This window comes from Novosphingobium sp. 63-713 (assembly GCF_001898925.1).
Taxonomy (GTDB): Bacteria; Pseudomonadota; Alphaproteobacteria; order Sphingomonadales; family Sphingomonadaceae; genus Novosphingobium.
In genome coordinates this window covers 43,863-65,742 of the sequence record NZ_MKVS01000047.1, presented here as the reverse complement: position 1 = coordinate 65,742, position 21,880 = coordinate 43,863, and the positions used below count along the sequence as shown (strand labels likewise).

Sequence of the window (21,880 nt, the reverse complement as noted above, 5' to 3'; positions counted from 1 at the left end):
ACAGCTTAGAACCGCACCCGCAACCCGATGGATGCGGTGGTGCTGTTACCCGCCACCGCGCCAGCCGTGCGCGCCACCTGCGTGTCCAGCCAGAGCCGGGGGCGGATCTGCCACATGCCCGAGAGCGCCACTTCGTCAAACCCGTCGGGGGTGCGCAGCGGCTGCGGCCCGGATGTGTCGGGCGGCGGGGCCAATTGCCATGTCGTCATGCCATTGTCGGTGACGTAATGCGAATAGGACAGGCCCAGATAATGCTGCCCCCGCCGTCCCAGCGCGCGGTCCACCCGCACCGAGGCGATCCCCGTCAGCGCCCTTTCGCGCAATTCGAAATCCGACCATGACAGAGTGGAGAAATCGAACCGCTGATGCAGCGAGCGGGTATAGACATATTGCCCGGCAATCGTCGGGGTAATGTACCAGCGCGCCCATGGCTGAAACACCCGGCCCAGCCGCAGCCCCGCCGCGACATAATCGGCCCCCGATGCCACCCCGCTTTGCCGGGCGATGCCCTGCGCCTGAATCGCGCCGTAAACCTGCCTGCCATAGCTGACATAGGCATCGGCCACCCAGCCGTGCCAATTGCCTCCCGCGCCGATCGAGCCGATGTGATAGGTGGACGGGATCGCCGCATCGGCCTGTTGCAGCGTGCCGCCAAACAGGGTGTAGGAGGCGCGCAGATAGGTCGGCCCCTTGTAGCGGGTGATGGCCAGCGCGCCATAGGGGCTGGAGGATGTGGTGTCGCGGTCGACCACGCCGCCTGTGGCGCTGGCGACCCAGATCGCCTTGGGATCGACGGGGGCAGGATCGGCGGGGGCGGCATCGACCGACGCGGCGGCGGGGATTTCCAGTCTTTCAGGCCGGGCTGTTTCCGCCTGCTGGGCCTGCGCCGCGCCTCCCGTCATCGCCCCGCCCGTCATCGCCAATGCGGCGCCAAGGATCATCCGCTTCATCATGCCGCCTTGGGCATCATGTCGTCATAGAGCGTGGGCAGCACCAGCTTGGCGACAAAGCCCTCCTCGCGCTGCTCCAGCAGGACATCGCCGCCATGCGCCCGCGCGATGGAGCGGCATACCGCCAGCCCCAGCCCGCTGCCCGGCTTGTCCGATTCGATGGCCTGTTCGCAGCGGAAGAAGGGTTCAAAGGCACGCTCACGATCCTCTTGCGGGATGCCCGGCCCATTGTCGACAATCTCGGCCACGGCCCCCTGCTCATTCACCAATACGCGCACCCGCGCCTGCTGGCCATATTTCAGCGCGTTTTCAAGCAGATTTCCCAAGAGGCGGCGAATGCCTAGCGGATCGACCTCGACCCGGATCGGGGTGGTGATATCCAGCCGCACCCGGTCGCCCATCACGCGCGCATCCTCGACCGCATCGGCCACCAGCGTGGCCAGATCCAGCCTTTGCCGGGCACCGGGGGTCGATGCTTCGCGGATGAAGGCAATGACCTGACTGATCATCATCTCCATCTCGTCCACCTCGGCAAGAAGCGCGTCGCGTTGTTCGTCGGGCACATCCTCCAGCCGGAAACGCAGGCGCGTCAAAGGGGTGCGCAGATCGTGGCTGATCGCGCCCACCATCGCGGTGCGGTCATCGACAAAGGCGCGCAGCCGGTCGCGCATCTGATTAAAGGCGCGCGCGGCCCGGCCCACCTCGGCAGGCCCTGACAAAGGCACGACATTGGCCGAAGGATCGCGCCCCAGCACCTCGGCGGCGCGGGCAAAGCCTTCGAGCGGCTTGACGATGCGCCGGGCAAACATCAGCGCCAGCGGCACGGTAATCAGCAGCGAGAGCACGAACCACAGCATCACCCGCTTTTGCCAGCGGTTGGGAAAGGGTTCGGCGCGCGGGGCAACGGCGATCCATGTGCCGTCATCCTGACGCATTGCGGCGACGAAATCGCCCTCGATAAAAGGCGGCGTGGTGAAGGAAAGCGCGCCCTTGCCTTCGCGGAAAGGGATCGGTTGGGGCACGCCCAGCGGCGCGGAATCAGGCGTCGCCGCGCCCGAATCGGCGGCCGCAGGGACAGGCGCGTCGGGCAGCGATGGGGCGGCGGCGTGAGAGGGCGCGGAGGCTTCGGCCTGCGGGGTGTCATTGCGCGCGGCATCCGGATCGGCGGCGGCAGGGCGGGCGGGGGTTGCGCCCGATGCGCGCGGCAGATGGATCGGCGGCAGAGCGGAGGGCGGAACCGAGGCCGGGCCGGGATTGCCCAGCGAGGCCATCGGGCCAACCATGGCCGGTCCCATGGGGCCGCCATTCGCGCCGGGGCCTTGCCCGCCGGAGCCCAGCCCCGTTGCGCCGGGCGCGGTGATCCGCGCGGCGCCGCCGGTCTGGCTCTGCTGGCCGCCGGCAGGCGTGGTGGGAGCGGCGGTATGCGGGGTTGCATTGGCAGGCGCGCTGCCTGTGCTATTGGCGGCGGGACTGGCGCCGGGGGCGTGGCCTCCCGGAGCGCTCCCGCCCGGAGGACCGCCGCCGGGAACGCCTCCTCCGGGCATGCCGCCGCCGGGATGCCCTGCGGGGAAACCGCCTCCCGGAAAGCCGCCACCGGGAAAGCCTCCTCCCGGAAAGCCTCCTCCCGGAAAGCCCCCTCCCGGAAAGCCCCCTCCCGGAAAACCATTGCCCGCCGCGCCGCCGCCCAGCGGGCCGCCATGCATCCCTTGCGCATGGGCGGTGCCGATGGCGCCTGAGAGCAGACCTGCAAACAGGTCCGAACCCTCAGGGTCGCTCAAGGCCATCGGCCCGCGCGAACCGCCCGCCGGCACCGCCACCCCGCCCACCGGCAATTGCGTGTAAAAGGCCAGCACAACGTGATCCAACCGTTGCCCCAGCCGCCGCGCCAATGCCTCCCGCGAGGTTTCCGACACCAGCCAGCCCGAGCCGCTGATATCAGGAGGGCCTTTCATGGCCCGGATTTCCAGATTGTCGCTTTCCGCCCCGTTTTGCCGTGAACCATGGCCCAGCAGCATCCGCGCCACCGCCTCAAGATCCCAGCGCTGCGGGCTGGCGGGCGGGATCAGCACGGTCAGCGCCAGCGTCGCGCATTGCGCCACGATCAGGACGCCCACCAGCAGTCCGAGCATTTGCAGCCCCAGCGGCAGCGCCAGTCTGCGGCGAAAAGAATATGCGGCCATGCCCCGGCAATTGCCATAGATCGGGGGTGAAAGCGATGCTTCATCGCCGGGCGATCCGGGCTGGTTACGCGCAAATATCGAGGAAACCGCGCGCGCGGTTTCGCTGTCCCGGCCCCTATCGGCGCCAGGCGGCGGCATGGGGGATGGGGCAGACATGGCCGCGCTATCCCCGCAAAAAGGAGCGGGGGGCCAAAGGCCAATGCCGCCGCCCTGACCAGGGACCGAGCGAAAGCGGGGGGGCGATGGTGCTTTCGAGCGGGATCAGGGCGGCGGACGGAAGCGCGGTCTGGCCGGGACATGCACCAGTGGGGGCGGTTGCATGTCCTTGGGCCGGGCCGCTCGCCGTTCGTTCAGGACTTTGGCCGGTGGCATGGCCCGCAAACGCCTGCGTCGCGGCCGGGCCGGACACAGGGAAGGAGGGCGATGCATCGGTCATGAAGCCAGATTGACCCCGTTCGATTGCGCGATGATTTCGGCCAGATTTCATCGGCGGGGCGACCGGGCGCGGGCGTTGAAAAATTTCTGAAATTCGCGGGCCAGAAAAATGTGGAAATGGCACGGGATGCAGGCCACACACAACGCCATGGATCTGGCGACCAAAATCCTGATCGTTGATGATGACAAGGGCATCAGGACGGTCGTGTCCGAATTTCTGGGCAAGCATGGCTATCAGACAGCCACGGCGGCCAATCCGGTCGAAATGCGCCGGATGCTCGAGGCCGGTTCGTATGATCTGATCGTGCTGGACGTGATGATGCCCAAGGAGGACGGGCTGACCGCGCTGCGCAGCCTTGGGCCCCAAGCGCCGCCGGTGATTATGCTCAGCGCCGTGGGATCGGATATCGACCGCGTGGTCGGGCTGGAAATGGGCGCCGACGATTATCTGGCCAAACCGTGCAACCCGCGCGAATTGCTGGCGCGCATCCGCGCCGTGCTGCGGCGCAAGGCGGCGGCGCAGGCGGTGCTGGATCAGGCGATGGAAATCCGCGCCGGAGGAGCAGAAGCGCCCCCGGCCGATGCCGCTGCGGCCGAAGGCGCGCCCGGCCCCTCGCAGGATCAGGCCGGGGCGACATGCGCCAATGGCCTTTATTTCGAAGGCTGGCGGATGGATCTGGACATGCGGCTGCTGTTCGATCCCGATGGGCGGATGATCACGCTGACCGAAGGCGAGTTCCGCCTGCTGCTGGCCTTTGCCCAGCATCCGCGCCGGGTGGTGACGCGCGACCAGTTGCTGGAATGGTCACGCGGGGGGGATGCTGATCATTTCGACCGCGCGATCGATGTGCAATTGTCGCGCCTGCGCCGCAAGATGACCGATGCGGGCAGCAGCGGCGTGTCCGAGCTGATCCGCACGGTGCGCAATGAGGGCTATGTCTTTGTGCCGCATGTCACGCGGACGCACGGCTGACGTTCAGGCCAGGCCCACGACATCCCCGGCCAGCGCGAGATAGAAGCGCGCGATTTCGGCCAGCGCGCGGTCATCCAGCACGAAAGGCCTCCCCGCCGCCTGTCTGCCCCCCGCCAGCCCCAGCGAGGCCGTGGCCAGATCGCGCGCGGTGATCGCGCAATGGTTGCGCACCGGTCCGTCGCAGGCCGCGATCTGAAGCCGCCGGATCGCGCGCAGGCGGGGGCGATGTTTGTGTAGCGGGTGGAGATCGGCCGGGGCGGGATTGGCATGGGGCGCCATCGCCCGCAGGAAGGCGCGATATTCGCCGATCAGCAGCGAAAAGAAGCGGTCGAGTTCCTTGAGGTGGTTGCCCGAGACGCGCATCATCACCTTGGCCGCGCTGGAGGCGGCGCCCATCCGGGTTTCACGCTCGATCAGATAAAGACACCCGGCCCGCAGCGTTTCGAAAGAGCTGTGCAGCGCAAGGGCGCTGGTGTGGTCGAACCATGGTCTGATGGTGTCGGATCGCAGACAATCGGCCTGTCTCGTCATGGCCTGTCTTGTCATGGAGTTTCTGGACATAAGGCTCCCAAGGCAAGCGGGAGCATGACAACTCTCAGCCGACAGCGCTTGACGATGGAGATGCTGCCGGTGGATCATGCCTACATAATGCCGACGGCTTCGTCCAACGCAAATGGCATCGTTTGCGCGAAAGGGCCCCAGCGGTTAAATTCCATCGCTGGTATTATGCTCTTGCCTCTTGCGCATCGCAGGTAAAATGGCGCATCAGCCCGGATCGGCAAAAGGAATGGCAGGCCATGGCGACGATCAAGGATGTGGCGCAGCATTCGGGCATTTCGATCAAGACGGTTTCGCGCGTCATCAATGGCGCGCAGACGGTGCGCCCCGGCGTGCGCGAAAAGGTCGAACGCTCGATCCGCGAATTGAACTATCGCCCGGCGCTGGCCGCGCGGCAATTGGCCAGCGGGCGCAGCTTCATCATCGCGATGATCGCCCCGCGCCTGACCTACAGCTATTTTTCGCGCATCATGGTGGCCACCGCCGATGCCTGCCGCAAGGTGGGCTATCATCTGGTGCTCGAGGTGATGGATGGCGATGACCTGTCAATCACGCTTTCATGTGAGCCGGATGCGGTGATCGTGGTGCCGCCTTTTGCCGACAATCCGCGCGTGCTGGCCGCGCTGATGGATCTGGGCAAGCCGGTGGTGCGGATCGCGGGCAAGAATGACGGCATCGGGCGCAGCGTCGAGGTGCATGATCATGCGATTGCGCGGGAAATGGCGCACTATCTGGTCGGGCGGGGGCATCGGGTGCTGGCGATGATCGCCCCGCCGCGCCCGGAAATGGCCGCCGAGGAACGGCTGACCGGCTTTCGCGAGGGGCTGGCGACAAGCGGGCTGGATTTGCCCGACAGCCATGTGGTGCGCGCGGGGATGAATTTTGCTGATGGCGAGCAGGCGTTTCGCGATCTGATGGCCTTGCCCCGGCGGCCCACGGCGATCTTTGCCGCCAATGACCAGATGGCGCTGGGGGCGATGGCTTGCGCTCTGCGCATGGGTTTCCGCGTGCCGCAGGATGTGGCGATTGCCGGGTTCGACAATGCGGTCGAGGGGCAGATGTGCTATCCGGCGCTGACCAGCATTCACCAGCCGGTCGAGGAAATCGCGCGGATCGCGGTGGATCTGGCGCTGGACCGGAGAGGCGCGGATGCCAGTTTCGCGCATCATCTGGTGATCCGCGAATCCACTTAAAATACCAGCGCTGGTATTTTCTTGACTTGGCCGCAGGGCCGCGTCATTCAGGCTGCGGAAAGATGGCGCGTCGGTGGCGATTCACCGCCGACGCCCTGCAACGGGATGAGGCCGATGGCGAAATTGCATAAAGTGATTCTGGGTGGTGCGGCCTGTTTTGCCGCTGTGGCGTTTCAGTCGGGCATGGCCCAGGCGGCGGCCAAACCAGCCCCGGCTCCTGCCGCTGCGCCTGCCTTCGACGCCCCGGCGCATGCCCGCCCCCGCAATATCATCTTCGTGCTGGTCGACGATCTGCGCTTTGACGGCATGGGTTTCCTCCAGCCCGGCCTGCTCCAGACCCCCAACATCGACCGCATGGCGCGCGAGGGCACCTATTTCCCCAATGGCGTGACCACCTCCTCGCTGTGCAGCCCCAGCCGCGCGACGATCCTGACCGGCATGACCGCGCGCAACCATGGCGTGGTGGACAATAACAATTCCAGCGAAGATGGCCTGACCTTCTTCCCCAAATATCTGCAGCAGGCCGGGTATCAGACCGCCTTTATCGGCAAGTGGCACATGGGCAATGACACCGACGCCCCGCGCCCCGGCTTCGACAAATGGCTCAGCTTCAAGGGGCAGGGGCATTATTACCCGACCGGCGACATGCCCGCAGCAGCCGTTGCCGCGGGCAAGGCCAACATGTTCAACGTCGATGGCAAGGAAGTCGCCCAGACCGGCTATATCACCGACGAGCTGACCGATTATGCGATGAACTGGCTGGAAAAGGAGCGCGACCCCAAGAAGCCCTTCTTCCTCTATCTGAGCCACAAGGCGGTGCATTCCGATCCTTTGCCCCCGCCGCGCTATGCCCATCAGTATGACAAGGCAAAATTCGCCCTGCCCGCCAGTGCGGAAAACACGCCGGAAAATTACAAGGGCAAGCCGCGCTGGGTCTATGATCAGCGCAATACGTGGCATGGCATTGATTTCTTTTATAATTCTGACATGAAAATGACGGAATACCTGAAATATTACTATGGCACGCTCTCGGCGGTCGATGACTCGCTGGGCCGGATCATGGCGTATCTGAAAAAGAACCATCTGGAAAAGGACACGCTGGTCGTCTTCACCAGCGACAATGGTTTCCAGATCGGCGACCACGGGTTGATCGACAAGCGCACGGCCTATGAAGCCTCGGTGCGCGTGCCGCTGGTGATGTGGGAGCCGGGGACGGTTCCCGCCAATGCGGTCAATACAGGGCGCGTGCGCGGCCTCGATTTCGCGCCCACTTTCCTGAGCGCGGCGGGCGTGAAGACCATGCCCCAGCAGTTCGAGGGCCAGAACGCATGGGGCCTGATCACCGGCGCGCAAAATCCCGCGCAGTGGAACCCCAGCGACTTCATCTATGAATATTACTGGGAATGGAGCTTCCCCGAAACGCCGACCACCTTTGCCATCACGCGCGGCAACCTGAAGTATATCCAGTATCACGGCATTTATGACCGCGAGGAACTGTATGACATCGGCGCCGACCCGACCGAGATGACCAATCTGATCGACGATCCGGCGCATCTGAAAGACAAGATCACCCTGCGCGCCGCGCTTTATGAGCAACTGGCCAACAACAAGGGCAAACATGCGATTCCCTATACCGCGCGCCAGTCGATCGGCTCGGTGCGGCGGATGAAGGGCGGCACGGGTGCGGCGCCTTTCCCGGCGGAATGGCTGGTCGAACCCAATCGCACCGACCGCATGGACGACATCCTGCCCGACAGCCCGGCCAAGGGCGCGGCGCAGGCCGCCGGCAAGCCCTTTATGAACGCGCCAACCGTCGATCAGCAGTTCAAGCAGATCCCGGCGAAGTAAGGGCCTTTGCAAGACGCCTGAGCGGCCATAGAAACAAGCGATGAGCAGCGTTCCATCCTCCTTCGCCCCTTCCGTCCGTGAAGGCATGCGCCTTGTCGAAGGCGGTGTCTTCATGATGGGCTCCTCGGCCTTCTATCCAGAGGAGGCGCCGCGCCGAAAGGTGCGCGTGGCTTCCTTCTGGGTGGATGAAACGCCGGTGACAAATGCGCAGTTCGCCGCTTTTGTTGAGGCCACCGGATACCGCACCTTTGCTGAAACCGCGCCCGATCCGCGTGATTATCCCGGCATGGATCCGGCGCTGGCGGTGGCCGGATCGCTGGTGTTCACGATGACGGACCGGCCGGTGGATCTGGGCGATCCGTCGCAATGGTGGCGCTGGGTGGAGGGCGCCTGCTGGCGCCATCCGCTGGGGCCGGACAGCGGGATCGAGGATATTCTCGACCACCCGGTCGTGCATGTCACGCATCAGGATGCCGCCGCCTATGCCGCATGGGCGGGCAAGCGCCTGCCCACCGAGGCCGAGTTCGAATTTGCCGCACGCGGCGGCCTGGAGGATTGCGAATATGCCTGGGGCGATGAGCTGACGCCGGGTGGCGAGCATCGCGCCAACACCTGGCAGGGGATGTTCCCCTTTGCCAACACCGCCGCCGACGGCTGGGTGCGGACCAGCCCGGTGCGCGCCTTCCCGGCCAATGGCTATGGCATCTACGACATGATCGGCAATGTCTGGGAAATCTGCGAGGATTGGTGGAGCCTGCCCTCCGAGACGCGCCCGCGCAGGAAGAGCGCCTGCTGCGCCATTGATAATCCGCGCGGCGGTTTTCGCGCCAAGAGCCATGATCCATCCGAGCCCACCGCGAAAATTCCGCGCAAGGTCATCAAGGGCGGATCGCATCTTTGCGCGCCCAGCTATTGCCAGCGCTATCGCCCCGCCGCACGCCACCCACAATCCATCGACAGTTCGACCAGCCATATCGGCTTTCGCTGTGTAAAAGACGCCGACTGAGAGGGTCGGCGTCGCAATTTTCGAGGGCGCCGCGTGCCCCTGATGCCCGATGGTTGACTTCGGGTTAAACCCTGATGACAGGCTTGTCAGGAATAGAAATCATCTATACCGCCTGCAAAACCCCCGCTTGCCCAATAGGTTCGGCATGCGAAATGGCCTTGGCACGTATGAGAGTACTGCATGACCGATACTTCCCAGGTGGCTGACCAGACGGCTGAATCCTCCGAAAGTTCCTCGTCCTCGCCCGCGCGCAAGGTGCTGCCCTTTGTCGGGCTGGCGCTTTTGCTGGGCGGCGGCTGGTGGGGCTGGGACTATTTCACCCATGGTCGCTATATCGAAGAAACCAATGACGCGCAGATCGCCGCCGACACGCTGGCCGTGGCCCCGCGCATCTCGGGCTATGTCGCGCAGGTTCTGGTTACTGACAATCAGGACGTGAAGGCGGGGACGCCTTTGCTCACGCTCGACCCGCGCGATTACAAGGCCAAGACCGCGCAGGCATCGGCGCAGGTAGCGATTGCCGAGGCGCTGCAGGCCAATGCGCAGGCCGCCATTGCCGAACAGCGCGCCGGGATCGAACAGGCCCGCGCCCAATTGGCCGCCGCGCAGGCCAAGGCGCAATTCGACGCCGATCAGGTCAAGCGCTTCACCCCGCTGGTGGCCAGCGGAGCCGAGCAGGCCCAGCAATTGTCGCAATTGCGCGCCGCCGCCGACCAATCCGCCGCGCAGGTCCGCGCCCAGACCGCCGCCATCGAGGCCCAGCAGCGCCGCATCGCCGCCATCGAGGCGCAGGCCAAGCAGGCCGTCGCGCAAGGGCTGGGCGGCAAGGCGCAGTTTGACGCGGCCAATGTCGATCTGGACGCCACCACCATCCGCGCCTCGATCGACGGGCGCATCGGCGACAAGAATGTCACGCCGGGCCAGTTCGTTTCGGCGGGCACGCGGTTGATGACGCTGGTGCCGCTTTCCAAGATCTATGTCGTGGCCAATTTCAAGGAAACGCAATTGGCCCATATGCGCCCCGGACAGAGCGTGTCGATCAAGGTCGATGCGCTGGACGGCCATGCGATCAAGGGCCGGATCGAAAGCATGGCGCCCGGCACCGGGGCCAGCTTCAGCCTGATCGCGCCCAGCAACGCGACCGGCAATTTCACCAAGATCGTTCAGCGCATTCCGGTGCGCATCGCGATTGACGCCAATGATGAAACGCGCCGTCTGCTGGTGCCGGGTCTGTCGGTGACGGCGATGGTGGACACGAAAACGGCGCGCTGATCATGGTCGATGCGCCTCCGGTAAAGGCCGATCTGTCGGCATGGCTGGCGGTGGCGGCGGGGACGCTGGGCGCGTTGATGGCGACGCTCGACATTTCCATCGTCAATTCCGCGCTGCCCACGATTCAGGGTGAAATCGGCGCATCGGGCACCGAGGGGACGTGGGTGGCCACCTCCTATCTGGTGGCCGAAATTGTGATCATTCCGCTGGCCGCATGGCTTCAGCGGGTGCTGGGCCTGCGCACCTTTCTCCTCATCGCGGCCAGCCTGTTCACCTTTTTCTCGATGATCTGCGGCTGGGCCGACACGCTGACGATGATGATCATCGGGCGCGTGGGACAGGGTTTTACCGGCGGGGCGCTGATTCCCACGGCTCAAACCATTATCGCCATGCGATTGCCGCGCGACAAACAGCCGATCGGCATTGCCGCCTTTGGCGTCACGGTCATCATGGGACCGGTGATGGGGCCGCTGGTGGGGGGCTGGCTGACGGAGAATGTCAGTTGGCATTATGCCTTCTTTCTCAACCTGCCGGTCTGTATCGCGCTTTTGCTGCTGCTGATCCTTGGTCTGCCGCATGAGAAAAGCCATCTGGGCGAATTTGCCAAGGCGGACTGGTTCGGCATTGTCGGGCTGGCGCTGGGGCTGGGCGGGCTGACGGTCTTGTTGGAGGAGGGGCAGCGCGAGCAGTGGTTTTCCTCGCCCGTGATCCGCGAAATGGCTGTGCTCAGCGCGGTGGGCTTTGTCTGCATCGGCATCGGCCAAAAATTCGCCGCTCGGCCGGTGATCCAGCTCAAACTGCTGCTCGACCGGCAATTCGGCGCGGTGGCAACCATGGGGCTGGTGCTGGGCATGGTGCTTTACGGCACTTCCTATGTGATCCCCCAGTTCCTGGCCTCGGTGGCCAATTACAACGCGCTGCAATCGGGCAAGATCGTGCTGATTTCCGGCGTGCCCAGCCTGTTCATGATGGCCATTGTGCCGATCCTTTTGAAACGGATCGACGTGCGCCTGGCGGTGTGTTTCGGCCTGCTGATCATGGGCGTGTCGTCTCTGATCGATACGGGCATGACGATGGGGTCGGACGGCGGCGATTTCGTCGAATCGCAATTGATGCGCGGCGTGGGCCAGATTCTGGGGATGCTCTTCCTCAGCCAGGCCTGCGTGCGCTCGGTCCCGCGCGAACTGGCGGGCGATGCTTCGGGCCTGTTCAATTCGGTGCGCAATCTGGGGGGCAGCATCGCACTGGCCGGGATTGCCATCATTCAGGACAACCGCCTGTGGCTGCACACAAGGCGGCTGGAGGAAACGCTTCATGCCAACAGCCCGATGGTGCAGGATCAGGTCCGCGCCATGGGCGGCATCCTGCGCGCCGCGCCCCAGCTTGAGGCCCAGCTTCAGCTTCAGGCGCTGGTGATGACCTATAATGATATTTTCCGGATCATGGGTTATGGCACGCTGATCGTGCTGCCGCTGGTCCTGTTGCTGCGCCCGTTTTCCAATGACGCCGCGCCTGACGTCCCCATGCATTGACGAGAGCCATGATGACCCGTTTGCCGCTGATGATTGCTGTGGGATTGCCGCTGGCGTTGCCGTTGGCTTTGGGGGGCTGCGCGCTGGGGCCGGATTATGCCGGGCCGCCCAAGGTGGCCGGCGGACAGAGCTTTGCGCGCGGGGCTGCGGCGGTCGAGGCGGGGCCGGTGCTGGCGCGCTGGTGGGAAGTGCTGGGCGATGAGCAGCTCAATGTGCTGGTCGGGGATGCCCTGGCCCACAGCCCCAGCGTCGAGGATGCGCAGGCCAAGGTGCGCGAAGCGGGCGCGGTCCTGCGGCAAAAGCAGGCCAGCGATCTGCCCTCGGTGGCGCCCACGCTGATCGCGGCCAAGGCTGATCTTCCGCCGTTCAGCGCAGGGGGCAAGCGGACCTCGCTCGAAATCTACAACCTTGGCGCGACCGCCTCGTGGGAGCCCGATTTCTGGGGCATCAACAAGCGCACCAATGAAGCCTCGCGCGCCAGTGTCGATCGGGCCAAGGCGCAATTGGCCGATGCGCAGGTCAGCCTCTCGGCGCAGGTGGCGCAGGCCTATGTGAACCTGCGCGATGCGCAAAGCAGGCAGGCGATGGTGGCGCAGGTGGTGGCCTTGCGCCAGCAGGCGCTCGATCTGGTCCGCCAGCGTCAGGGCGCGGGCGTGGCCACGCTGGCCGATGTGGCGCGCTCTGAGGGCGATATGCGCAGCGCCATGGCGCAGGCGGCTCCCTTGCGCGCGCAGGTCGAGGTGGCGATGAACCAGTTGGCCGTGCTGACCGGCAAGGCGCCGGGCGATCTGGACGCGGCTCTGGCTTCGGCCCGGCCATTGCCCGTGCTGCCCGCGAAAGTGGCGGTGGGCGATCCGGCGGAGCTGATCGCGCGGCGCCCCGATGTGCGCGCGGCCGAACGCCTGCTGGCGGGCAATACGGCGCAGATCGGCGCCACGCGGGGCAAGCTGATGCCGCGCCTGAGCTTTACCGGCATTCTGGGCATGGGCAGTTCTTCGCTCTCCAGCATCGTCGATCCGGCAACGGCGGCCTATGGCATATTGCCGCAGCTGAAATGGTCCGGCCTCGATTGGGGCAAGGGCCAGGCCACCGTGGCGCAGGCCAAGGCCCAGCGCGACAGCGCCGAGGCGCAATATCGCCGCGCGGTCCTTGCCGCGCTTGAGGATGCCGAGAGCAGCCTGTCGCGTTTCGGCGCGGCGCGCGAGCGACTGACGCAGCTTGAGGCGGGCGAGGGGACCGCGCGCACCAACGCGGGCCTTGGCGCGCAAAGGGTGAGCGCGGGGACATCCTCCAAGCTGGAGCAGACCGAGCGCGACGCGCAGGTCTTGCAGGCCGCGATCACCAGCGCGCAGGGCCGGGCCGAAGTGGTGGTGGATTATATCGCCATTGCCAAGGCGCTGGGCTTGGGCTGGCAGGGCTGATCGCGCTATAGGCGCGGCCATGGATGACACGCTCTGGCTGGCCCGCCGCGAAAACTGGACCCCGCAGAATGAGGACGCCCGCGACGGGGGCGACATTGACTATGCCCGCGTCATCCATTCGGCCTCGTTCCGGCGGCTGCAGGGCAAGACGCAGATCCTCAACCTGGGCGACAGCGATTTCTACCGCACGCGCCTGACCCATTCGCTGGAGGTGGCGCAGATCGCGGGCGGCATTGCGCGGCAATTGGAGCGCGACGCGCCCGATCATCCCGCCACCGCGATCCTGCCGGGGCGCAGCATGATTCACGCCATCGGCTGCACCCATGATTTCGGCCATCCGCCCTTTGGCCATGGGGGCGAGGTGGCGCTGAACTATTGCATGCGCGAGGAGGGCGGGTTTGAAGGCAATGGCCAGACCCTGCGCATCCTTTCGCGGCTGGAGACTTTCTCGCAAAATGCCGGGGCCAATCTGGCCCGGCGCACCTTGCTGGGGGTGCTGCAATATCCGGTGGCCTATTCGGCGGTCCGCAATCCGGCCATCGCGCCGCGCCTTTCGCCGGGGCCGACCACCTTGCGGATCATCGATGCGGCCAGCGCCAAGTCGCCCAAATGCTATCTCGACACCGAGAGCGATGTGGTGGACTGGATTCTCGATCCGCTGAGTGTCGATGACCGCGCGCTGTTGCAGGGTTTTGAGGAAAAACCGGGCAGCCATGCCAAATCGCGCCATAAATCGCTCGATTGCTCCATCATGGATGTGGCCGATGATATTGCCTATGGCGTCCATGACCTTGAGGACGCCATCGCGCTGGACCTGATCCACCGCGAGACCTTTGCCGCCGCCGTCACGGATCGCTGCCCCACCTTCCTCGATGCGCTCAAGGCCAAATATCCCGGCGAGAGCGCCAATGATGTGATGCGCCAATTCGTCGATGGATTGTACGGCGGCGAAAACAGCCGCAAGCGCTTCATCGGGCGGCTGGTGCATCATTTCCTGACCGCGGTGCATTATGTCGAAATGCCCGAATTCGACGCTCCCCTGCTGCGCTGGCGGGTGGGCATGGCGCCGGGGCAGAAGGCTTTCCTCGATGTGCTCAAGGATCTGGTCGTGCGCGAGGTGATCACCAGCCCGGCGGTCCAGCATCTTGAGTTCAAGGGCCAGACGATGGTGGTGGCCGTGTTCGAGGCGATGCAGGCGGACCCGGCGCGTCTGCTGCCGCGCGACCGGATGCCGTTTTACGAAGCCTATGGGGTCCGCGCGATCTGCGATTATGTGGCGGCGATGACCGATACCAGCCTGCTGAAGACGTATGAGCGGCTGTTTGCCCCGCGCATGGGATCGGTGTTCGACAGGCTGTAAGGCTTGCGGGCAAAAAAATGGCCAGCCCGGAGGCTGGCCTTTGGAAGTTTGGGAGAGGATGCCTGAAAGGCCTGTTCCTTATGCGGATCGGCGGGCCTCTTCGCAAGTGCAAAATTGCCGGGTTTGATGCAAAGAATGCAATTGCCGAATAGGTAAATGCAAAGATCAGCAATTTCGGTCGGTTTAGCGCTATGATTTGTGATACCAAAGGCCAAGATGCGTGGTATGCAATTATTGCGACGCAGCATTCCGGCGCAGGCAAAGCGCCACGCGATAGGTTGCCCGGCCTCCTTGCGAATCGAATCGGGCGATCACCTGCCGCAATTGCCCTGCCGACAAAGGCCGATGCCCCGCGCGCGGAACATCCGCGCCAATTCCGCGCAGATGGCGCAAAAAGGCCCGTCCGCCGCCTTCCACCGCCAATTCCACCTCGCGCACGGCAAAGCCCATGGCCCGCAGATCCGCCGCATCCGGATAATCGGCCAGCCCGCAGGGCGCCCCGGCATGGGCCGCGCGCCACTGCGCAAAACTGCCCGCGATCATCGTGCTGAAGGCCAGCAGGCCGCCCGGTGCCAGCAGCCCATTCAGCCGCGCCACCGCATCGCCCAGATCATTGAACCATTGAAACGCCAGACTGGACACGATCAGATCGAACGGCCCCTCTGCGTCTGGCGCCTGCCCATCCATCACGCGGTAATCCACCCCGCCATGCCCGGCAAAACGCGCCCGCGCCCGCGCCAACATGGCGGGCGACAGATCGCTCATCACCCACCGCGCGCCGGGCAGCAGCGGCATCAGCGCCGCGCCCAGCAAGCCCGTGCCGCAACCGATCTCCAGCACGCGCGGGACGGGGGGTAAATCCTGCGCCGCCACCGTTTCGGCCAGCATCGCGGCGACTTGTTGCTGGACCCCGGCATGGGCATCGTAATTATCGGCCCGGCCAAAGGCTTCGGAAACAAGGCGCTGCGCCATCATCGCGCAAAATCCGCAATTTGCGCCGCGCACCATGCCGCCTGTGTCAGGGGCAGCAGATGCCCCCCTTGGTCGCACACCGCAGAGGGCCCGCCAAGGGCCCTCTTGCGCAGCGCGGGCGGCAACAGCGGATCATCCTCCGCCTGAAGCACCAGTACGGACGCGCGATGTGCCGGGGGCTGCGTCTGATCGGCCAGCAACGCGAGATCCTCACCCAGTCGTTCACGGGAAACCATCGGCGGGGCCGGGCCGCCGCTTATACTGGCGCGGAAATCCGCCAGCACTTTGGCCGGGTCTTCGCCAAAACGCTTCACCATCCGCTGAACCACGCGCGGGGCCACCGCATCGGTCCCGCAGAACCGGTCAAACCCGTTGATCGCCACCAAGGGCACATCGCTCCAGCGCCGCGAGAGCAGCATCGCGCCCAGCGAATGGCCGATCATCAGATCGGGCCGCTCGCTCTCCACCGCTGCGCCAAAATAGCCGCGATCCATCCGCGTGATATCGCCCAGAGGCGCCAACAGGGGCGCCAGCGCATCCCATACGCCCGCATCAAACCCCCAGCCATGCAGCAGCGCGATTCTCACCGGCCAATCCGCGCCGCAATCGCGCGGCCCAGCGCGGCCACATCCGCCCGCGCATGATTGGCATGCAGCGCCACGCGCAACCGGCTGGTGCCGGGTGGCACCGTGGGCGGGCGGATCGCCACGGCCAGCATCCCTTCGGCGACCAGATCGCGCGCCAGAGCCAGCGCCGCTCCGGCATCGCCCACGATGACCGGCACGATCTGCGTGCTGCTGTCGGCTGTGGCGATCCCCGCGCTGTTCAGGCTTTCCCGGAAAAACGCGCCGTGATCGGCCAACTTCGCGCGTTCGGCCTCCATCCCCGGCGCCAGATCGAGCGCGGCATCGACCGCTCCCAGCATCGCGGGCGAGGGCGCGGTCGAAAAGATAAAGCCACCGCAGGCATTGACCAGATAGTCGATCAGCAAGCGGCTGCCCGCGACATAGGCGCCCATACACCCGAGCGCCTTGCTGAACGTGCCCATCACCAGATCGACGTCATGGCCATAGGTCAGCCCGCGCCCCTGCGGCCCCAGCACGCCGGTGGCATGGGCCTCATCAACATAAAGAAACGCATCATGCGCCCGCGCCAGATCGGCCAGCGCCGCCACATCGGCCCGGTCGCCATCCATGCTGAACACGCTTTCGGTGACGATGATCTTCGGCCCCTCGGCCTTGGCCAGCAAGTCAGCCAGATGGTTCAGATCATTGTGGCGAAAGCGGATCTGGCGGTGGGCCGCTGCGCCTGCGTGCAGGCTGCCATGGATCAGCCGGTCGGTGAACAATTGCACCCCCGGCGCGGCGCGCAGCAAGGCCGCCAGCACCGCCGCGTTGCAATGCCACCCGCTGGGAAACAGCAGCGCGGCCTCTTTGCCCTTGAACCGGGCGATCTTCTCCTCGACCGCCTGATGCAGCGGTTGGGTGCCCGTCACCAGCCGCGAGGCCGCCGATCCCGCGCCATGGGCCAGCGCCCAGTCCGCCGACCTTTGCGCCAGCAAAGGATGGCGCGAGAGGCCGAGGTAATCATTGCTGGAAAAATCGACCAGCATGGCGCCATCGCGCAGCAACCGCCCGCCATCCTGCGGCACACTGGCGCGCAGGATGCGCCGCTCGTCGCGCTGGTCTATGCGGTCCAGCGCGGCGGCAAGGTGAGTTTCAAAACCCTTCAGATCATCTGCTCCAGCTTGACGCAGCCCTTGGGCATGGCTTCGGCGGCAATCTCGGCCTCGGTGCGGGTCACGGCCATGGGTTTCAGGCCCAGACGCGCAAACATCGCCATGTCATTGTCATCGCCCGCATTGGGCGCGGTCAGCAGCTTGTCGCCGGTGAAGATGCTGTTCGCCCCGGCAAGGAAGCACATCGCCTGCGTCATTTCCGACATCGATTCGCGGCCTGCGCTCAAACGCACCATCGATCCCGGCATGGTGATCCGCGCCACCGCCACGGTGCGCACGAATTCCACGTCATCAATCTTGGCCAGCGGCGTATCGGCCAGCATATTGCCCAGCACCGTGCCCTTGACCGGCACCAGCGCGTTGATCGGCACCGATTGGGGGTGCGAGGGCAAAGTGGCCAGCGTATGGACAAAGCCCACCCGGTCGGCGCGGGTTTCGCCCATGCCGACGATCCCGCCGCTGCACACATTGATCCCAGCGCGGCGCACCTGACCCAGCGTGTCGAGCCGGTCGCCCATCGTGCGGGTGCTGGTGATTTCCTCGTATTTCTCAGGGCTGGTGTCGATATTGTGGTTGTAATAATCGAGCCCCGCCTCGGCCAGCATATCGGCCTGATGGTCGGAAAGCATCCCCAGCGTCATGCAGGTTTCAAGACCCATGCTGCGCACGCCCTTCACCATTTCGATGATCGCGGGCATGTCGCGGTCCTTGGGGTTGCGCCATGCCGCGCCCATGCAGAAGCGGCTGCTGCCCTGATCCTTGGCGCGCGCGGCGGCCTGCAAAACCGACTGCACTTCCATCAGCTTGGTGGCTTTCACCCCGCTGTCGGCCTTGACGCTCTGGCTGCAATAGCCGCAATCCTCGACGCAGCCGCCGGTCTTGATTGAGAGCAGCGTGGAAAGCTGGACCTCATTGGCCGGGTGGCTGGCGCGGTGGATTTCAGCCGCTCGATAGACCAGTTCGGTGAACGGTAAATCAAACAAAGCCGCGATCTCTTCGCGCGTCCAGTCAGTGCGGGCCACGGGAGAACTGGCCACGAGAGAACTGGCCGGGGTGTCGAGAGGGGGCACGGTCATCGGGTATTCTCCATTCGGCGCTGTCCTGCGCGGCCTTGGGCATTGTTACGCATGCCGCGATAGGCGCGCGCGGGCCAAGGCTCAAGCCATCAAGCGGTGAAATGACCATCCCGATGGGCAATAACATGGCGCGTTTCACACGGTGATGCGTCAGGACGGGGGCGGCGTCCACGGTAATCTTGCAAATTTGCAAAGAGAGTCTTTGCAAAATCGGCCCGTCACCCGTTAATCGCGCGCACTGCCAGCGCCGCCGCCGCCGCGCGCGTTTCCACGCCCAGTTTGACGAAAACCTGCTCCAGATGCTTGTTCACCGTGCGCGGAGAGATCGACAATATCTCGCTGATGACGCGGTTGGGCTTGCCATAGCTGATCCACAGCAGGACCTCGGCCTCGCGGCTGGTCAATCCGTGGCGGGCCTGAAGCAGGGCGATGTCGCCCGCCGGGTTGACGTCATTCAATCGCACCAGCCATTCGGCCCCGCGCATCCGCGCCACCAGCACCAGCTCCAGCGTCGAATGGGCAAGGTCGAGCCGGACGCTGGCCCCGCTTTCATCGGCGCGGGCCAGACGGGCAAGGGCGGGGCGCAGCGGGGCGGGGGCCGGGCCGGGCACCACGCTCCATTCGGGGCAATTTTCCGCCAGCAGGCTGCCGGCCTGCGGGGTCCACCAGAGCAATTGCTCTTCTCGCCCCATCGAAATCAGATGGCGCCCGCTGGCGTCGAGCGCGGCCTGACTGTCCTGCGCCAGACGCGCATTGGCCATATGCACCCGCACCCGCGCGATCAATTCGTTGATAACCAGAGGCTTGCGCACATAATCGACGCCGCCTGCCTCAAGGGCCGCCAGCACATGCTCGCTTTCGGTCAGACCGGTCATGAAGATGACGGGGACGCGGGCGCTGGCCGGATTGCGTTTGAGGATGCGCGTGGCCTCAAAACCGCCGATGCCCGGCATCACCGCATCCATCAGGATCAGATCGGGTACGATATGCGACAGCAGCGAAAGCGCCGCCTCGCCGCTGGTGGCGATCAGCACGCGGATGCCCTCCACCTCCAGCGTATCGGCCAGAAAGCGCAAAGATTCGGGCGTATCGTCCACCACAAGCACGGTGTCGACATGGGGCTGGGGGTCCTGCGCCATCAGCGGGTCGTGTCGCATCATGCCTCTCCGCGTCTGTTGGCGGCAAGTTCGGCGGCGAGTTCGCCCAGATCGAACCGGTCGAGGCTGGCCAGCAGCCGCTTGGCCAAGGGGGCGGCCTGCGGCACGGCGGCCTCCATCGCGCGGATCGCTTTTTCCACGCCGCGCACATGGCCGATGCGCAGATCGCTCTCGATATCGGCCAGAAAGGGGCGGGCTTCATCGGGCAGGGCCTCGCGGTCCGGCGCGGGTTCGGGGGCCTCGGCCTCCTCGGTCCGCCCGCGCCAGTGCAGGCCCAGCAGGCTGCCCACCGCATCGATCAGCGCGTCCAGATCGACCGGTTTGATCAGGAACTGGTCATGGGCGATGAAGCCCGCGCTGCCCTGCCGGATCTCGTGGGCGTCGCCCGAAACCATGATGATGCGTATATCGCCGCCCCGCATCGCGCGCAGCCGCCGCGCCACTTCCCAGCCCGACAGGCCCGGCATGGTGACATCGAGCAGCACCAGTTCGGGCCGGTGCTGGCGGGCCAGTTCCAGACCGGAATCGCCATCATGCGCAATATGCAGGATAAAGCCCAAGGGTTCGAGCAGCCCGCGCAGCAGCGAGGTCTGGTCCGGGTCATCGTCGATCAGCAGGACATGGCGCGGGGGGCCGTCAAAACCGGTGATCGCGCGGGTGCTTTTTACCTCCTGCACGCTGGCCTGCACCGGGCTGAGCATCAGGCGCACGGTAAAGGTCGTGCCCACGCCCGGCTCGCTGCTCACGGCCAGATCGCCGCCCAGGATATGCACCAGCGCCTGCGTGATCGCCAGACCAAGGCCGATGCCCTTTTGCCGCTGAGCCTCGGGATGCGTGCCGCGTTCAAAGGGGGCGAAGATGCGGGCCAGGTCCTGCTGTTCAATGCCGATCCCGGTGTCGGCGATGGTGAAGCTCATCACCTGAGAGCGATAGGTGACGCCGAAAGTGACCTGCCCCGCCTTGGTGAACTTGATCGCGTTGGAAAGCAGGTTGATCAGGATCTGGCGCAGGCGCTTCTGATCGGTGCGCACGAATTCGGGCAGATGACCCTGTGTTTCATAGACCAGCGTCAACCCGCGCGACTGGGCTTGCGGGCGGAACATGCTGGCGATCTGATCCAGCAGGCTTTTGAGGCGCACCGTATCGTTCGACAGGCGCAGCACCCCGCTTTCGACATGGCTGATATCCAGCAGGCCCTCGACCAGATTGGTCAGATGTTCGGAGGAGCGGCGGATGATCCGCGCGGCCTCGATCGGGGCGATGTCATGCCCGCGCTCCAGCAATTGCGCATAGCCGTAGATCGAATTGAGCGGCGAGCGGATCTCGTGGCTGACCGAAACGAGATAGCGGCTCTTGGCGCTGTTGGCCGCCTCGGCCACCTCCTTGGCCAGATGCAGTTCCTCCAGCGTGGCATTATGCGCGGCCACCTCGGCGCGCAGGTCGGCCACATGGCGGCGCGCCTCGGACAGGGCCGCGCGGCGGCTGTCATAGGCGCGCAGGATCAGCCCGCCCAGCGCGCCGCCCACCGCCAGCAGCGCCCCCAGCGCCGTCACCAGAACAGCGCGCACCATCGGCATGCTCTGCGCCGGCAGGCTGCGCCCCAGCGCCCAATAGGCCGCCGCGATGATCGCGGTCATCATCACCGCCATGGCCGCCATCACCAGCATGAAGCGCCCCGGCGCAGACTTGATCCTGTCCATCAGGCGCAAGGTTTCGATCATCCCGCCGCGCCCCGCATCCGGCGCGCAAAGAGGCGGCACGCCAGCCTGTCGATCCTGTCGCTTGCCGCCATCTGTCGACCCCCGCTGGCTGATTGCTGTCGACATGGTGTAACGCGCAATCGGGCTGCATGATCCTACGTCAAATGACGAATGGCTGGCGGCGGGCCGGGCAAGGATATTTTGCCCCGAACCCTATGATCCTGTTGCCTTTACGAGCAAGGTCTGCAAGCGTTGACATTCATAGGCTGAATTGTTCGATATGTTGCCGGCGGCTTGGGGGGCAAGCCGTTACCAGCAACAGGGGGCGCGCGATCTGTTCATGCCGATGGGCGGGGCATGTCGCGTTCCCGAATGGCCGGATGGTGGTGTGGCGCTGGGGGCAGCTTGCCGCGCGCCATCCGGCTGTTCATGGGGATTATGCCTCCGGCGGGCTTTTCGGGTGCCTCCGGCGGGCAAAGGGCGGGGGCCCTTTGCAATCCCGTTAATGG

17 protein-coding genes are annotated in these 21,880 nt (G+C 65.3%); 8 read left to right on the top strand and 9 right to left on the bottom strand.

Annotation, left to right across the window (positions count from 1 at the left end):
• Positions 1-5: 5 nt before the first annotated feature.
• Entirely contained in the window at positions 6-950 is a 945-nt protein-coding gene (locus BGP00_RS18715) for a hypothetical protein (protein ID WP_292925837.1), read from the bottom strand.
• Complete coding sequence (locus BGP00_RS18710; RefSeq protein WP_292688071.1) at positions 950-3,130, bottom strand: ATP-binding protein; 2,181 nt, start codon at positions 3,128-3,130, stop codon at positions 950-952. Before BGP00_RS18710 ends, BGP00_RS18715 begins: the two co-directional genes overlap by 1 nt.
• 544 nt (positions 3,131-3,674) lie before the next feature.
• Between BGP00_RS18710 and BGP00_RS18705 the strand changes: the two genes are divergently transcribed.
• Complete coding sequence (locus BGP00_RS18705; RefSeq protein ID WP_292923736.1) at positions 3,675-4,538, top strand: response regulator; 864 nt, start codon at positions 3,675-3,677, stop codon at positions 4,536-4,538.
• Positions 4,539-4,541: 3 nt separating this feature from the next.
• Here the strand turns inward: BGP00_RS18705 and BGP00_RS18700 are convergent, their stop codons facing one another.
• Positions 4,542-5,069 carry a hypothetical protein gene (locus BGP00_RS18700; RefSeq protein ID WP_292688069.1) on the bottom strand — a complete coding sequence of 176 codons (528 nt, stop codon included), beginning with the start codon at positions 5,067-5,069 and terminating at the stop codon, positions 4,542-4,544.
• A 266-nt stretch (positions 5,070-5,335) separates the two neighbouring features.
• Between BGP00_RS18700 and BGP00_RS18695 the strand changes: the two genes are divergently transcribed.
• The 7 genes from BGP00_RS18695 to BGP00_RS18665 all read left to right on the top strand — a co-directional run bounded on the left by BGP00_RS18695 (position 5,336) and on the right by BGP00_RS18665 (position 14,728).
• Positions 5,336-6,289 (top strand): LacI family DNA-binding transcriptional regulator, encoded by a 954-nt coding sequence (locus BGP00_RS18695; RefSeq protein ID WP_292688067.1) that lies wholly within the window; start codon positions 5,336-5,338, stop codon positions 6,287-6,289.
• A 105-nt stretch (positions 6,290-6,394) separates the two neighbouring features.
• Complete coding sequence (locus BGP00_RS18690; protein ID WP_292688066.1) at positions 6,395-8,137, top strand: sulfatase; 1,743 nt, start codon at positions 6,395-6,397, stop codon at positions 8,135-8,137.
• Positions 8,138-8,222: 85 nt separating this feature from the next.
• Positions 8,223-9,143, top strand: coding sequence for a formylglycine-generating enzyme family protein (locus BGP00_RS18685; protein ID WP_292689181.1), 921 nt, complete (start codon positions 8,223-8,225; stop codon positions 9,141-9,143).
• Between the two features lie 180 nt (positions 9,144-9,323).
• Positions 9,324-10,415, top strand: coding sequence for an HlyD family secretion protein (locus BGP00_RS18680; protein WP_292688065.1), 1,092 nt, complete (start codon positions 9,324-9,326; stop codon positions 10,413-10,415).
• A gap of 2 nt (positions 10,416-10,417) precedes the next feature.
• Complete coding sequence (locus tag BGP00_RS18675) at positions 10,418-11,947, top strand: MDR family MFS transporter (RefSeq protein WP_168603173.1); 1,530 nt, start codon at positions 10,418-10,420, stop codon at positions 11,945-11,947.
• Positions 11,948-11,955: 8 nt separating this feature from the next.
• The gene (locus BGP00_RS18670; RefSeq protein ID WP_292688063.1) at positions 11,956-13,368 is read left to right on the top strand and encodes an efflux transporter outer membrane subunit; all 1,413 of its coding nucleotides are present in this window, start codon (positions 11,956-11,958) and stop codon (positions 13,366-13,368) included.
• Positions 13,369-13,387: 19 nt separating this feature from the next.
• Entirely contained in the window at positions 13,388-14,728 is a 1,341-nt protein-coding gene (locus tag BGP00_RS18665) for an anti-phage deoxyguanosine triphosphatase (protein WP_292688061.1), read from the top strand.
• Positions 14,729-14,959: 231 nt separating this feature from the next.
• Here the strand turns inward: BGP00_RS18665 and BGP00_RS18660 are convergent, their stop codons facing one another.
• From BGP00_RS18660 to BGP00_RS18635, 6 genes are all read right to left on the bottom strand, one after another.
• Entirely contained in the window at positions 14,960-15,736 is a 777-nt protein-coding gene (locus BGP00_RS18660; RefSeq protein ID WP_292923740.1) for a methyltransferase, read from the bottom strand.
• Complete coding sequence (locus BGP00_RS18655; RefSeq protein WP_292688057.1) at positions 15,700-16,287, bottom strand: alpha/beta hydrolase; 588 nt, start codon at positions 16,285-16,287, stop codon at positions 15,700-15,702. The genes BGP00_RS18660 and BGP00_RS18655 overlap by 37 nt, the downstream gene beginning before the upstream one ends.
• Positions 16,284-17,351 (bottom strand): 8-amino-7-oxononanoate synthase, encoded by a 1,068-nt coding sequence (locus BGP00_RS18650; protein WP_292688055.1) that lies wholly within the window; start codon positions 17,349-17,351, stop codon positions 16,284-16,286. The genes BGP00_RS18655 and BGP00_RS18650 overlap by 4 nt, the downstream gene beginning before the upstream one ends.
• Before the next feature lie 77 nt (positions 17,352-17,428).
• A complete protein-coding gene (gene bioB, locus BGP00_RS18645; protein ID WP_292688053.1) occupies positions 17,429-18,514 on the bottom strand; it encodes a biotin synthase BioB in 1,086 nt (361 codons plus the stop codon).
• A gap of 218 nt (positions 18,515-18,732) precedes the next feature.
• A complete protein-coding gene (locus BGP00_RS18640) occupies positions 18,733-19,674 on the bottom strand; it encodes a response regulator (RefSeq protein WP_246870053.1) in 942 nt (313 codons plus the stop codon).
• On the bottom strand, positions 19,671-21,497 hold the full coding sequence (locus BGP00_RS18635; RefSeq protein WP_292688049.1) for an ATP-binding protein: 1,827 nt from the start codon (positions 21,495-21,497) through the stop codon (positions 19,671-19,673). Before BGP00_RS18635 ends, BGP00_RS18640 begins: the two co-directional genes overlap by 4 nt.
• Positions 21,498-21,880: the final 383 nt, after the last annotated feature.